A 13,040-nucleotide genomic window follows, 5' to 3' on the forward strand; every position below is an offset into this window, starting at 1 on the left:
GATCAGGCCGTGGCCGCGGTGGCGCGGAGCCGCTGCGAGCCGAGGCCCTCGAAAAAGGCGTCAATCCGGTTCTTGAGCTGGGCTTCCGACACCACCCGGCGGTCCATCATGTCCGACTCGATGAAGAGGCACTGGACGTCGCGGGCCTTCATGAGCGCCTTCCGGCTGCCGGCCAGGCTGGTGGACACGGTGCGGCAGCTCTTGACCGGGTGGTAGACCACGCCGTCGGCCTCGAACTGGTCCACCTGCTCGATCAGCGACTGGTCGTGGAAGAGCATCGCGTCGCCGGCGTGGCGGACACCCACGAGGATCCCCTCCGCGAGGCTCTCGATCGGTCGCTCCAGGTCGTACTGGAACCCGAGGTCGAGGCCCCCCGCCGCAAACCAGAGGTAACTCGACGCCACGAACACGCCGCCCTGGTCCGCGAACATCTCGTGGAAGCGGCGGAAGATCGGGTAGCAGGGGACGCCGACAAACAGCAGGCGGTACTGCTCGTCCTGGATGGTGCCGAGACCGCGCGCGGCCTTGTACTCCATCTCTTCGACCAGGCGCTCGAAGTACTCGGCCCCCTCCCGGGTGCCGCGCAGGGCGTTCAGGACGCCGAGGTAGATCGTGCCGTCCACCAGGGCGTTGAACAACGCGGGGCGGCGCTGATTGAGTTCGAGGATCCGCTTCCAGGCGGCCGCCATCCGGTTGGTGTAGTCGAGCACTTCGCGCAGCCGTCCCATGTCCAGCGTCGTACCGGTGAGCCGCTCGCATTCCGCGATCAGCTCGCGGAGTTGCACTTCGAGGTAGCGGCGGTCGTTCTCGAAGGCGACCGTTCCCGGCGGGGCACCGCCGGCGGCGGTCCGCGAGCCGGGGATGTCGAGCGTGACCATGGGGATCTTGTAGTAGCGTTCCCAGAACTCGGCCCACTTGACGTAGGTATTGCAGGCGTTGGTCGCCACGGCGAGCGCCGGCTTGGGGAGCCGCCCCATGGAGTGCTTGCCGTCCTGGAGCTGCATGGCCACGTCGGCCTTCACGTAGCCACAGACATCCGGCGAGTAGCCGTACTCCTCGGCCATGCCGAGATACTCGTGCGCCACGTGCCGTACCGCAGTCTGGAGCGAGTTGATTTCCGGGAAGACGAGGTGCATCCCGAAGGCGCGCAGCACCTCCGCCAGGCTGCCCATGACGAAGACATAGGCGGCGGTTTCCTTCCGCTCGGCGGCCTGGTCCAGTCGTGCAAACCAGTCGCGCATCAACTTGGCGCCTTCGGTGGCGCCCCGGCCGACGATGTCCTGTTCCGTGATCACGGTCCCTCCCTAGTCGAACAGGATGCTTTCGATGAAGGTCTCGAGCTGCAGTTGCATCTGGTCGAAGCCGGACATCTTCTCTTCGAATTCGGTGATGAAATAGGGGATGTGCGCCTCGTCCAGCGCCTTGGTGTAGGCGACCTGCTCGTCCAGGCCGGGCTCGCACATCTTGGCGGCCGACAGGATGGCCGCCTGCGCCTTGGCGCCGTGCAGCCGGTCGAGCAGCATCTGCTCTTTTGGTTTCCGGGTGTCGTGCTGGACGGGGCTGTACGAGGACCCGTTGATGTAGGCGTCCGCCAGCGCCGCCAGGGGATCGCCCTGTGCGTCCACATCCCGGACCAGGAAGCGGAGCCCGATCAGGAGGTCGTCGTCCACCACGTAGCAGGACTGGCCGATCACCATCAGCAGATCGAGGGGGGGCTGCTCACAGAACCCCCCTTCCAGCACGATGCGGATCTTGTCCTGGGACTTGTCCTCCCGTTGCCGGATCTGCGGGATCATCGCGCGCAGCAGGGCGTTGTGCTCCTCCCGGCGGAGAATGGCGCCCAAGGCCACCAGCACGTAGGCCTGGTCGACTGGCAGGAGCCAGGGCGTTTCCCGCTTGATGGCGTAGACCTCGCGGAGCAGGCGGCGATTGTCGTTGAAGACGGCAATCGAGCGCCGGAGGTCGGCGTCGGTGACCTTTCGGCCCGCCACCGCCTCGATGTCACCCAGCATCCGCGCGTACTCGTCGCGGAGGTAGGCGGCGGACGCGGCGGAATTGACGTTCTGGGGCAGGTAGAGGATCTGGGACGGGTACGGGAGATTGCGCGTCCACACGCCGGCCAGGTTGCGCGCCGCGTCGCAGATCGGGTGGGTCACGAACATGTCGAGCGGCAGCCGGCCGTCGAGGCAAACCTCGAGCGAGCTCCGGATGATGGAACAGAGATATGAGCCGAAGTGGGAGTCGGCCTGCCGCATCTCCACCGGGGCGCCGCGTACCTTGACCGGCAGCATTCCGGCGGCGTGGACCAGTTCCTCCGGGAAGTACACCTGGAAGTGACCGAGGACCTTCCCCCCCGACTCCTTCCACGCGTGCACCGTGGGGAACTCGGGGTCTTCCAGCAGGTCCCGGCAGGCGGCGAGGGCGGCGTCGAGGGGGAGCGCCGCGACGGCGGCGACATCGAACGCGGTGGCCGTGGCGCTCATGCTGGATCCTCCCAGACCGGCGCTCGCTTCTCCATGAAGGCGGCGAGCCCCTCATGCACATCCGCGAGCTGCATCAGTTCGTTGAGGTAGAGGTCTTCCGCGCGCTGGAGTGCAGGTGCAAACGGGAGGTCCATGCCATCCAGGACTGCGCGCTTGGCCAGGCGAAGCGCCGGGCCGGAGCGGGAGGCCAACTCGGCCAGGGCGGCGGCGGCGCCCGCCTCGAATTCCACGGTGGAGAGGACACGGCTCACGAGTCCCATGCGAAGCGCCTCGGCGGCACCGATGGTCCGGCCGGTCAGGATGAGGTCGAGGGCGCGTTGCCGACCGATCAATTGGGGGAGGAGTGCGGCGGCCACAGGGGGGAAGACCGCCAGCTGGATCTCGGGCTGGCCGAGCTTGAGGTCGTCGCGTGCCAGGACCATGTCGCACGCCAGCGCCAGCTCACAGCCGCCGCCGAGGGCGGCGCCGTGGACGAGCGCCACGACCGGCACCTCGAGTGCCATCAGTTGCCTGACCGCGCCGTGAAACAACGCGAGCATCCGCCCCACCCGGTCGGCAGTATGGTCGGCCACATCCACACCGGCGGAGAAGGCCCGGCCGGCTCCCGACACGGCCAGCACCTTCAGCCCGGCATCGGCCGCCGCCTCGGCGATCGCCGATTGCAGCGCTTCCATGGCGGTGATATCCAGCACGTTGACCGGGGGTCGGTCCAGCACCAGCCGTCCGACGCCGCCCGTGCGGGTATAGCGCACGGTGTTCGCCGTGGTCGGCATCAGCGCTTCGCCGCCAGCGTGGGTTCGGGAGCGCGGTGGCTGTTCATCGCGCCACCGCATGCACCGCAGAAGGCGAAGCCGGACGGAATGCCTTTCGCGCCGCACGCCGGACAGTCGGAGGCGTACGGGCCCCAGAGGAACTCGCTCGATCCCCCATTCGCCGCCTTCTCGCGGAGGCCGAGGTAGTCGGCCGGCCGCTTCTCGACGAAGGCCCGCATACCCTCCCACGGCTCGACGCTGGTGTAGTGCGTGGAGAGCCAGTCGCGTGCGTGGCCGATCGTCTGGTGCCACGCCAGTTCCTTCCAGAAATTGACCTGCTGCTTGGTGTACCGCTGGCACTCCGGGAACTGCTTGAGGAGCTGTGTCACGAGGTCCTGGACCGATTCGTCGAGCTTGGAGAGGTCAATGGCGTACCCGTCCTTGCCCTTCTGCGCCAACTTCACCTGCTCCGGCGTCGCGCCGGTGATGAAGGTGCCGTCCTTCGTGACCGAGGGTACCACGCGGTTGACGAGCCCCCACTCCAGACACTTGTCGGAAGGAATCCGATTGTTCAACAGGAGCATCTCGCGGGCGCGCCGGTCGCCGATGTGGATCGGCAGCCACTGCGTGGCCCCGCCGGCGGCCACGCTCCCGACCCGGGTGCCGACCTGGCCGATCCAGGCATGCTCCGCCATGACGGCGAGGTCACAGGCCAGCTGTGACTCGTTGCCGCCACCCGCCGCCATGCCGTTGATCCGGGCGATGACAGGCTTCCCCGCGTTGACGAGGCTCTCGATCCAGGCGCGGAAGAGCCCCATGTACTTCCAGTAGTCGCGGGGGCGATCGGTGTACGCCTCCTCATACTCCTTGACGTCGCCGCCGGTGCAGAACGCGGACGTCCCCGCGCCGGTAATCACGATGACGCCGACGGTGTCGTCGAACGAGGCATCCTGAACGGCGGTGGCAAGCTCCCGGAGCGCCGCGGTGCTGTAGGCGTTGTAATTGTGGGGGCGGTTGATGGTGACGGTGGCCACCCAGTCCGCCTTGCGGTACCCTACCTCGGCGAAGTCGAACGAAGCGGCGTCCCGGGATTCAAATTCACGCATCGGTCTGTCCTCGGTGATTGGATCGCATCGTCAGGCGGCAGCGACGATCTCGTCGCCTTCGGCACAGACACTGGCGACGTAGGCCTCGGCGGGGTCCGCCAGCACATCGTGATAGGTTTCGAAGAGCCGTGCGGCCTTGTCCCCGTGCCAGCCATCGGGGAGGAGAGGGCGGGGGAGGTACGGGTCCTCGAGCGGGAAGGCCCGGTACTCGTGCACGAGAAGGAACCGGCGCCTGAAGCAATCCGCCGGTGCGGTGCACGGCTTGTGAATGCCCGCCCGTGCTCCTGTCAGGCCGCACTCGCGGCAGTGCTCGAGTTCCTGGCTCCACCGGGCGATGAATGCCGCATAGCGCCGATCCAGGCCGGCGAGGTCCCAGCACTGAGACACCAGGCGTTCAGGAGTGGAGTGCGCCAGGTGGGCGCCCCGGAAAATCTCGACGTGTTTACCCAGCTTGAGGTCCGCTGCGATCTCCAGGACTTCGGTCCGCACATCGTGCGGTGAAATCCACACCCCGCTGGTGAGGGGGCCACAGCCCAGCCAGGCCAGCCGGACGCGGAGCGCGTCCCGAAGCCGACGGCGTGTCTCGGGGACCGAGAAGACCACGACCGACCAGTCGCCGTCCCACTCCGCGTCCGAGGCCGGGTGATAGATGCGCTCCCGTCCCGACTCGAGCAGTTTTCGGCCCTTCGGGGCCAGGCCGTACCAACTGCGTGTGCCGATCCGCTCGGCGGTGAGCCACCCCTTTCGGGTCATCCGGGAGAGGACGGTCCGCACCGCCATCGGGGAGAGCCCGAGGTCGCCGAGGAGGGTGATCAGCCCTCCCGTCCAGACCGGACGTTCCCGCTCCAGCAGATAGTCGCCGAAGAGGGTGAAGACGAGGTCCTGGGAGCGGAGGCTGGGGATTGACTTACGTGCCATACGCTATACGCTCGTAAGTAAAGTGACATATAACACTTCTGCTACGAACGAATGTGTTGTGTTATACTGGTCTTGTCAAGGAAGGCCCCCATTCGCAAGCCAAGGGGGGGACTGCCCCGCGTCAGTGCACGGACGGCTTTTTGTCACGCGAAGACCGCCAACTCAGGAGCCATTGATGGGCATGTACTACGAGGACTTTGAGGCAGCCGGTGCGTTCGTGACTGCGCCGCGCCGCATCGAGGAAGCCGATGTGCGGGCCTTCGCCGAGGTGTCTGGAGACCGGAATCCCATTCATCTCGACCCGGACGCCGCCAAGCGGGCGGGGTTCGATGGGCCGATTGCCCATGGGGCACTGGGACTTTCCGTGGCAACGGGACTGGCGAATCAGTTGGAACTCACGCGGGACACCCTCGTCGCGCTGGTCGGCGTCTCCTGGCGATTCCGTGGGGCGATCTACTATGGGGATATCGTGACCCTGCATCTCCGGGTGGCCTCGCGGAGGGCGACGGGCAATCCGACGAGGGGACTGGTGACGCTGGCGGCCGAGTTGAAGAACCAGCGTGGTGAGGTGGTGCAGGAAGGGGAGTTTGTCGAATTGATCGCGCGACGCACCGGAACCGAGGAGTTGTCATGAAGACCGCCCTGGCCGTTGGATTCGTCGTCCTCGGCACCGTCCAGATGCTTCCCGCCCAGACCCCATCGGGCTGGCGTGCACACGATCTCTCCCGCCCTCGGCCGCCACTGGTGACACCAGGCCAGCCGGCGGAGGCTGTTCTGCCGCCTTCGGATGCCGTGGTGCTCTTCGACGGATCGGGAGTCGGCGCCTGGCGCAACGCCAATGGGGAGGCCGCCGGGTGGGTGGTGCGCAATGGCGCAATGGAGGCGGTGCCGGGGGCGGGATACGTGTTCACGCGACAGGAGTTCGGGGACCTCCAGCTGCACATCGAGTGGTCGGCGCCGACACCGCCGAAGGATTCGGGGCAGGGGCGGGGGAACAGCGGCGTCTTCCTGATGGGCAGCTACGAGCTGCAGGTGCTCGACTCCTATCAGAACGACACTTATCCTGACGGGCAGGCCGGCGCAGCCTATGGCCAATACCCACCCCTGGTAAACGCCTCCCTGCCGCCCGGGACCTGGCAATCATACGACATCATCTTCCACCCGCCGCATTTCGATTCGGTGGGCGTGCTCGTCGCGCCGGCCCGGATGACGGCCTTCCAGAATGGCCTCCTCATCCAGGATGATGTGGCCTTCTGGGGCCCGACCAACTGGCTGCAGGCCAACCCCTACGTCGTAAGTCCCCCGCGCGGGCCGATTGCGCTGCAGGATCACGGCAACCCGGTCCGCTACCGGAATATCTGGGTTCGGGCACTGCCCAGTGTGACACCTCCGATGCCCGCTCCACTCCCCGTTGCCGCCGACGTCCCCAGTGCAGTGCTGGACCGGCTCCCCGGCACCTATGCCAACGGCGGAATGGTGCTGGTCATCTCGAAAGCGGCCGATGCGCTCCGGGTGAATCTGCCCGAGGGCCGGTGGCAGACCCTGATCCCACTCTCTCCCACCGAGTACGCGTTCAGCAGCACGGCCGCGACGCTGACGGTGACGCCCGCCCCCGATGGCACCCCCGCCAAACTCACCTTCAGAATGGGCGATACCGTCTTCGACCTGACCCCGGTGCATGACCCATCGGCGCATCAATAGGTTGGCGGGGAGCGACCTGGTTTCGTGGCTTTCTGGTACGTAAGTGGACGCTCACTCGCCCGGTAACTAGCAACCCGCTTTAGGTATGATAGCCTAAAGTATTATTTGACATGGTATTAGGTGTTTCGTAGTATTCCGCGGCATGTCTGGCCCACCCATGACGAGAGTTGCCTGATCCGCGAATTTCGTCAATAAATGAGCAAACACTCACATGCCATGATTTCACTTTTCCAGCATGGCCATGGTCTAGACATGGCTCTCATTTCTATCGTCAGGGGAGAGTGTGTGTATCGTCTCGATGCAAGTGGATCGCGGCGTACCAGAGTTCCCTGATCTCCAAATTCTTCAAGTAATTGCAGCAGAATAAGATAGGCGATCAGATCGGAATGGCACTCCCATTGCCTTCCCTTTGGTCACCCTTACTCCTGGATGCCTATGCAGGACGCCGTGGCGTTGTTGTTCCTCACGATTCCAACCGCACTGACCACCCCCGCAGCCCCGATCGCTGATACGGTGCAATCGGCACCGGCCCCGATCGTCGCCCCGGTCCCGATCCCAGCGGCGTTCCTGCCCGACGGCATGCGGCTCGTGAATGACGCCGACTCCTGGCAGGACACCACCAAGCGGAAGCGGGCGACGGCGGTGGAATACAGCGACGGGTACTACACCCGGCTGAAGATCCACAAGATCCTCAGCTGGACGATGCTCCCGCTCTTTGCCCTGCAGTATGCGAGCGGCACCCAGGTGATGGAGTACGGCGATGCCGCTCCCAGTTGGGCGAAGAGCGTCCACGGCCCGACGGCCACCGCGCTTGCTGGCGTCTTTGCGGTAAACACGGTGACCGGCGCCTGGAACCTCTGGGACGGCCGGAAGGATCCTGCCGGACGCACCCGCCGCTACATCCACTCCGCCCTGATGTTCATCGCCGATGCGGGATTCGTCTACACCGGGGTGCTGTCCAGCCAGGCCGAGACGTCGTATGACGCACGGCAGCAACATCAGAACGTCGCCATTGCTTCCATGAGCGTGGCGACCGCCAGCTGGCTCATGATGCTTCTTTGGAAGGACTGATCGATGTCACTCGTCGAATCGCTTGCTCACCTGGCGGAGCCCTGGGCCGCCGCGTACGACAACTCCAAGCTCTTGATGAACGGCGTGATGTTCAGCCATATCGGTGGGTTCCTGCTGGCCGGCGGATTGGCACTCGCCGCGGACCGCTCGGTGTTCCGGGCCACCAGCGCAGACGCCGCCGTCCGCCGGGTCCATGTGGCCGAGCTCAACGCAATCCATACCCCGGTCCTGGTCGGTCTGGCCATCTCCTTCGCGAGCGGCTTCCTGCTCTTCCTGGCTGACGTGCCCACGTTCGCCACCGCCCCGGTCTTCTGGGTCAAGATGGGGTTCCTGGCGGCCTTGCTCGTCAATGGCGCCGCGCTGAGAAAATTCGGCCATCGACTGGCGTCGGGCGATGTGACGGATCGCGCCTGGCAGGCGCTCCGGCGTTCCGCCGCGGCGAGCTCTCTCCTCTGGCTGGTCGCGGTGCTGACCGGTGTGATGCTGGTGAACCTGTGAGCAGCCACGATTGCGGCCGCTGTGAGCTGGAAGGGCGCCGGGATTTCCTTCGCGCTGCGGCCTCGCTGATGCTCACCTTCGTTGCCCTCGGAGCCACGGCCGAGACGGCTGAGGCGCTGACGGTGCGCAGTGGACGCGCGTTGCGGGTGCGCGGGGCCCGCGTGACGTACCCGATCCCCCCCGTCGACGGTGCCACGATCGACAAACAGGAACAGGTCATCCTGGTGCGGTTCCAGGGGATGGCGTACGCCTTCAATCTTTCCTGTCCACACCAGAACACGGCGCTGAAGTGGTTGCCGGCGGACCAGCGCTTCCAGTGTCCCAAGCACAAGTCGAAGTACGAGCCGGACGGCACCTTCATCTCGGGTCGGGCCACACGCGGCATGGACCGACTCGCGATTCGGCGGGACGGCGAGACGCTGGTGGTCGACGTGGACGTCATGTTCGAAGAAGACAAGGATCCCGCGGGATGGGCCGCGGCCAAAGTGTCCCTCGGCTGAGGGAGAGGAGACGGCATGTGTGACGGATCATGCGGCGGGCGCGGGCTCTCGCGTCGGGCCTTCCTGGCGGACACGTCGATGGCGGCGGTCGCCGCGGTCCTCGCCTCGGCATGCGGCAACGGGGTATTCGGGGGGGCGCTGGGGCCAGGTGGAGTGGTGAATCTTTCCGTTGACGTGAACAGCTTTCCCCCGCTCGCGTCTGTCGGCGGGGTGGCTCGTGTCGATGGCGGGTCCGGAACCCCGGTGGCCGTGTACCACAGCGGTGCGGATGCGTACAGCGCCTATTCGATGGTCTGTCCGCACGCCGGCACGACCGTCAGCATCCAGTCGAATGGATTCCGCTGTCCCAACCACGGGGCCACCTTCGCGAAGACGGGCGCGTGGACGGGCGGACAGAAGACCAGCAACCTCTTCGCGCTGACGACGACCTACGATCCCGCGACCGGCATGCTCCAGATTTCGGGCAATGCGCCGGGCGGCGGCGGTGGAGGGGGCGAGGACGACGACTAGGGCGACCCGCGGGGATCCAGCCGCCGGATCGTGCCTCCCGGTCCGACAAGCCATCCCCGGCCATTCTTGCCCATCCCGACGCTCCAGTAGTTGCCGGCATCGATCAGGGTCCAGGTCCGGGCGTCGTCCATGGAGATGGCGGCGCCCTTGGGGCCGACCGCCACCAGCACCGATTTGCCGTTGTCCTGGGAGTAGGCCGAGCCGTACACCGCGCCGGGGAAGGGCATCTGGCCGCCCGGCTCCCATGTTGCCCCGCCGTCGGAAGTGACCGCGACATTCATCGTGAACGTATCTGGCTTGGCGATGTTGCCTCCCATCGCCACGCCGTGCTGATCATCGCGGAATGCTACCGTGGCGATCCCCGCCGAGGCGCTGGCCACGATCGGCGTCTCGGCGCTCTTCCAGCTCCGTCCCTCATCGGTGGTCCGGATGACGCGCGCAAACCCGTCCACCGCGGCGCCCGTGCCGAACCAGGCGCGCTTGTCGCCCCGGGTGGCGAGGCAAGTACCGCTGGCCGCGAAGGAGCCCTCGCCCGGTCGGGCATGGGGACTCGCCGCCTCGGAGAGAAGCATCCAGCTCTTGCCGTCGCGCGTGGCGAGCACAGGGAAGATGCCGTCCACGCCATCGCTCAGGGCGATGCCATGTTTGTCGTCCCAGAATCCCATGCAATCGTAGAAGGCCTTCGAGCTGCCGTTCCGGAACTGCTGCGTCCAGTTCTTGCCCGCGTCGTCCGAGTACCAGATCTGCGACGCCGCACCGGTGCCGGCGCTCATCAGCCAGACCCGCCTGGCGTCGAGTGCGTGCAGGTCCCGGAACTGGAGTGAGTCCGCTCCGGGCACCACGCCGGCGGTCCAGGTGGCGCCCCCGTCCACGGTCCGGGCCCAGGTGCCGCCGTGTCCGCTCACCCAGACCACGTCGTTGCTGACCACGCTCACCGCCTGCAGGAGCTGCCGGGTACCCACGGTCTGATCCGTCAGCACCGGCAAGGGGGCGGTGGCCGGAGTCACCGTTTCGGGCACAGAGGAAGATGAGCAGGCGGTGGCGAGGCCAGCGAGGGTGGCGAGGGCAAACGGGAAGCAGCGCATCGCGACTCCGGGGCGGTGGGTCACGCCCGCCGGGCGGCGGCGGGCTCCGATGGGGCGGCAAAGTCCTCCTCCACCGGAGGACGAAAGCAGAGGTCGAACGCGAGGAACAAGACCTTCGAGAACGGCAGGAACAGGAACGGGATCAGGAGCATCAGGATGGCGCCACCCACGGTGATCAGCGCCCACGGCGGTGAGGGCCAGGTCGCGACGACCACCGCCACCGCCACCGAGGCGAAGCACAATTCCGACGCAACGATATTGAACATGTACGAGCCGACCCAGTAACCCTCCTCGCCCCGCTCGAACCGCAGGCCGCAGGTGGGGCAACTCGGCGCCATCCGGAACCACGACAGGAACACGGGCCCACCGCCACAGGCGGGGCACCGGAGCCGGAGCGCACGCCGGAACATCCGCCAGCGGTTCACGAGGCCTCGTCCCGCACCACCATGATGGGCGCATCTTCCGGGAGCCAGACGCCGGGGAAGGCGCGGACATCGTCCGTGAGGATGGCGCGGGGGGGGCCGGCGGCCACCCGCTGCAGGCCCTCGTGACCGAACTGCAGGTAGTAGAGGGTGGGCCCGGCGTTGCGCGCATGTTCCGCCACAAATTCCGTGAAGGCCTTTGGCCAGTGCCCGGCGGGCCGGGCCCGCAACCCGAGGGCGCGTCGATGCACCTCGAGTGCCTTCACCACCTGGGGCCGGCTGTAGCCGAGTTCGCGGTACCGCACGCGGAGCCGCGCCTCGTCCTCGCTCGCCGGAACCTTGCGCTCCCTCACCAGGTCGCAGGAGCAACCGCCGCGCAGCACGCGGGCGATGGTCTGTGCGTCGGGATGGAGGGCGCGCAACTCTCCTTGCTCGGTCGGGGGCAGCAGGTCCGCCGTCAGCCCCTGGGGGAGCATCGAGCGCACCTCACTGAGAGTGAGCGGGCTCGCGATGTAGAGGAAGAAGCACATGATGGTCCAGTGGATGAGAATCGTGCGCGGCGCGACGGGTGTTCAGGGTGTCGATCCTGGATTGCGCCGCTGGCGCTCCGCCCTTCCCTGAAGGATAAGCCCGGCCGCCTCCCCCGCTTGCCCACCCTGCCGAACCATCCGCTCCAGCGTGGGGGTCGCCTCGTCCTTGAGCTTGGCCGCCAGGATGACGATCATCTGCCCGCGCTCGGCCGCCTCGCGCTGGGCCAGGACCTTTCGCCGCGTCTCCCAGGCCAGCAGCGCAATCAGCACGAGGAACGCCACGAAGAGCGCCAGCCCGAGGAGCGCAAGTTCCCGCGGCACCACCTGGCGGAATCCGGCCACCGCCAGGACGAGGGACAGCGCTGCCGCGACCCCCGCCAGTCGGACCAGTGCGCGATTCGGCGTGGATGTCATGGGAGCGGCTAGATGGGAAGATCTTCGCGCACCAGCACCAGGATGGCTGCAAGGGGGACGACCAGGTACTTCCGCTCCTCGAAGGTGATCTCCACCGCGGCCTTCCGGAAGAAGATGGCGGTGTCGCCGACCCTCGCCTGCATCGGCCGATGCCTGGTCTGCTCCCGCCGGGAGGCCTTCCACGGTTCTTCGTCCAGCGAGCTGAAGTCCGGCATCGGCTCACCCGGGCCCGTCGCCACGATCAGCCCCGCCTGCACCTGCAGCCCCTCCATCGCCGACGCGGGAAGGTAGAGGCCGACCCGGGTGCGCTCTTCCCCCTCCTCGGGAGTGATGAGCACCCGGTCGCCGACGACGAGCAATTGCTTCTTGGGGAATTCCATGGTCACTCCAGGGAGTGCGCTACGCCTGGTGCGCGGTCACCAGCTCCGTGACGCGAAGCCGCCGGGTCATGCGGGGAAGCCTGAGCTCCACCTCATCGCCCACCTTCCGGTCCACCAGTGCGCGTCCGAGCGGGGAGGCAAATGACACATGGCCTTCCTCGAGGTCCATCATCTCGGCGAGGACCAGCATGTAGGTGTCGGTTTCCTTGCTGTCGAGGTCCAGTACGGTGACCCGCGAGCCGAGTCCGACCCGGTCGGTCGGCGTCTCGGTGTTGGCGAGCTGGGTCAACTGATTCAGGCGGTGGTGCAGTTGCCCGAGCCGGGCCTGCACCAACTGCTGCCGCTCAAGCGCCGCCTTGTACTCGGAGTTCTCCCGCAAGTCCCCCATCTCCACAGCCTGGGCAATGGCCTGGGGCAGCGTGATGGTGAGCTCGCGGGTCAGGGCTTCAATCTCCTGGCCGAGCTTCTCGCGCATTTCGGTAATCATGGGCGGTTCCGACAAAAAAAGGACGTGCCCGAGAGACGGAATCTCTCATCGGGCACTTGCAGGTTTCTCATCATTAAGATGCGATGCCGGGACGATTTTGGACAGGTGCGCACCTAACCAGCGCTCCAGCAAGCGCTTAGGAAACTGGTAGGCGGGCCTGTCCTCCCTCGGTACCTTCTGCCC

The 13,040-nt window shown here is 66.6% G+C and carries 17 protein-coding genes; 6 read left to right on the forward strand and 11 right to left on the reverse strand.

Going from position 1 to position 13,040, the window contains the following annotated elements; translation table 11 throughout:
• Positions 1–2: 2 nt before the first annotated feature.
• From R2910_08050 to R2910_08070, 5 genes are read right to left on the reverse strand one after another with little or no spacing between them, the layout of a single operon-like run.
• Positions 3–1,295 carry a 2-hydroxyacyl-CoA dehydratase family protein gene (locus tag R2910_08050; protein ID MEZ4412918.1) on the reverse strand — a complete coding sequence of 431 codons (1,293 nt, stop codon included), beginning with the start codon at positions 1,293–1,295 and terminating at the stop codon, positions 3–5.
• 9 nt (positions 1,296–1,304) lie between these two features.
• A complete protein-coding gene (locus R2910_08055) occupies positions 1,305–2,483 on the reverse strand; it encodes a 2-hydroxyacyl-CoA dehydratase (protein ID MEZ4412919.1) in 1,179 nt (392 codons plus the stop codon).
• Complete coding sequence (locus R2910_08060) at positions 2,480–3,256, reverse strand: enoyl-CoA hydratase-related protein (protein MEZ4412920.1); 777 nt, start codon at positions 3,254–3,256, stop codon at positions 2,480–2,482. Before R2910_08060 ends, R2910_08055 begins: the two co-directional genes overlap by 4 nt.
• Positions 3,256–4,341, reverse strand: coding sequence for an enoyl-CoA hydratase-related protein (locus tag R2910_08065; protein MEZ4412921.1), 1,086 nt, complete (start codon positions 4,339–4,341; stop codon positions 3,256–3,258). The genes R2910_08060 and R2910_08065 overlap by 1 nt, the downstream gene beginning before the upstream one ends.
• Positions 4,342–4,371: 30 nt before the next feature.
• Positions 4,372–5,259 (reverse strand): PaaX family transcriptional regulator C-terminal domain-containing protein, encoded by an 888-nt coding sequence (locus R2910_08070; protein MEZ4412922.1) that lies wholly within the window; start codon positions 5,257–5,259, stop codon positions 4,372–4,374.
• A gap of 175 nt (positions 5,260–5,434) precedes the next feature.
• Here R2910_08070 and R2910_08075 point away from each other — a divergent pair, with 175 nt between their 5' ends.
• The 6 genes from R2910_08075 to R2910_08100 all read left to right on the forward strand — a co-directional run bounded on the left by R2910_08075 (position 5,435) and on the right by R2910_08100 (position 9,539).
• Positions 5,435–5,893, forward strand: coding sequence for a MaoC/PaaZ C-terminal domain-containing protein (locus R2910_08075; GenBank protein ID MEZ4412923.1), 459 nt, complete (start codon positions 5,435–5,437; stop codon positions 5,891–5,893).
• Positions 5,890–6,960: a DUF1080 domain-containing protein gene (locus R2910_08080; protein ID MEZ4412924.1), complete on the forward strand. Its 1,071-nt coding sequence runs from the start codon at positions 5,890–5,892 to the stop codon at positions 6,958–6,960. The genes R2910_08075 and R2910_08080 overlap by 4 nt, the downstream gene beginning before the upstream one ends.
• Before the next feature lie 435 nt (positions 6,961–7,395).
• Entirely contained in the window at positions 7,396–8,031 is a 636-nt protein-coding gene (locus R2910_08085; GenBank protein ID MEZ4412925.1) for a hypothetical protein, read from the forward strand.
• 3 nt (positions 8,032–8,034) lie between these two features.
• Positions 8,035–8,529, forward strand: coding sequence for a hypothetical protein (locus tag R2910_08090; GenBank protein MEZ4412926.1), 495 nt, complete (start codon positions 8,035–8,037; stop codon positions 8,527–8,529).
• Positions 8,526–9,029, forward strand: a complete 504-nt coding sequence (locus R2910_08095) for a Rieske 2Fe-2S domain-containing protein (protein ID MEZ4412927.1) — start codon at positions 8,526–8,528, stop codon at positions 9,027–9,029. The genes R2910_08090 and R2910_08095 overlap by 4 nt, the downstream gene beginning before the upstream one ends.
• Positions 9,030–9,044: 15 nt before the next feature.
• Positions 9,045–9,539 carry a Rieske 2Fe-2S domain-containing protein gene (locus tag R2910_08100; protein MEZ4412928.1) on the forward strand — a complete coding sequence of 165 codons (495 nt, stop codon included), beginning with the start codon at positions 9,045–9,047 and terminating at the stop codon, positions 9,537–9,539.
• Here R2910_08100 and R2910_08105 read toward each other — a convergent pair.
• Genes R2910_08105 through R2910_08130 form a run of 6 tightly spaced genes read right to left on the reverse strand, consistent with a single transcriptional unit; the run spans position 9,536 to position 12,857 of the window.
• The gene (locus R2910_08105) at positions 9,536–10,624 is read right to left on the reverse strand and encodes a hypothetical protein (protein MEZ4412929.1); all 1,089 of its coding nucleotides are present in this window, start codon (positions 10,622–10,624) and stop codon (positions 9,536–9,538) included. The genes R2910_08100 and R2910_08105 overlap by 4 nt on opposite strands.
• Before the next feature lie 20 nt (positions 10,625–10,644).
• Positions 10,645–11,049 carry a DUF983 domain-containing protein gene (locus R2910_08110; GenBank protein MEZ4412930.1) on the reverse strand — a complete coding sequence of 135 codons (405 nt, stop codon included), beginning with the start codon at positions 11,047–11,049 and terminating at the stop codon, positions 10,645–10,647.
• Positions 11,046–11,576, reverse strand: coding sequence for a hypothetical protein (locus R2910_08115; GenBank protein MEZ4412931.1), 531 nt, complete (start codon positions 11,574–11,576; stop codon positions 11,046–11,048). The genes R2910_08110 and R2910_08115 overlap by 4 nt, the downstream gene beginning before the upstream one ends.
• Before the next feature lie 42 nt (positions 11,577–11,618).
• Positions 11,619–11,990 carry a hypothetical protein gene (locus tag R2910_08120; GenBank protein ID MEZ4412932.1) on the reverse strand — a complete coding sequence of 124 codons (372 nt, stop codon included), beginning with the start codon at positions 11,988–11,990 and terminating at the stop codon, positions 11,619–11,621.
• Between the two features lie 8 nt (positions 11,991–11,998).
• Positions 11,999–12,370, reverse strand: a complete 372-nt coding sequence (locus R2910_08125) for a co-chaperone GroES family protein (protein ID MEZ4412933.1) — start codon at positions 12,368–12,370, stop codon at positions 11,999–12,001.
• 19 nt (positions 12,371–12,389) lie between these two features.
• Positions 12,390–12,857 carry a GreA/GreB family elongation factor gene (locus R2910_08130; GenBank protein ID MEZ4412934.1) on the reverse strand — a complete coding sequence of 156 codons (468 nt, stop codon included), beginning with the start codon at positions 12,855–12,857 and terminating at the stop codon, positions 12,390–12,392.
• Positions 12,858–13,040 lie beyond the last annotated feature (183 nt).

This window comes from Gemmatimonadales bacterium, assembly GCA_041390145.1.
Taxonomy (GTDB): domain Bacteria; phylum Gemmatimonadota; class Gemmatimonadetes; order Gemmatimonadales; family GWC2-71-9; genus SPDF01.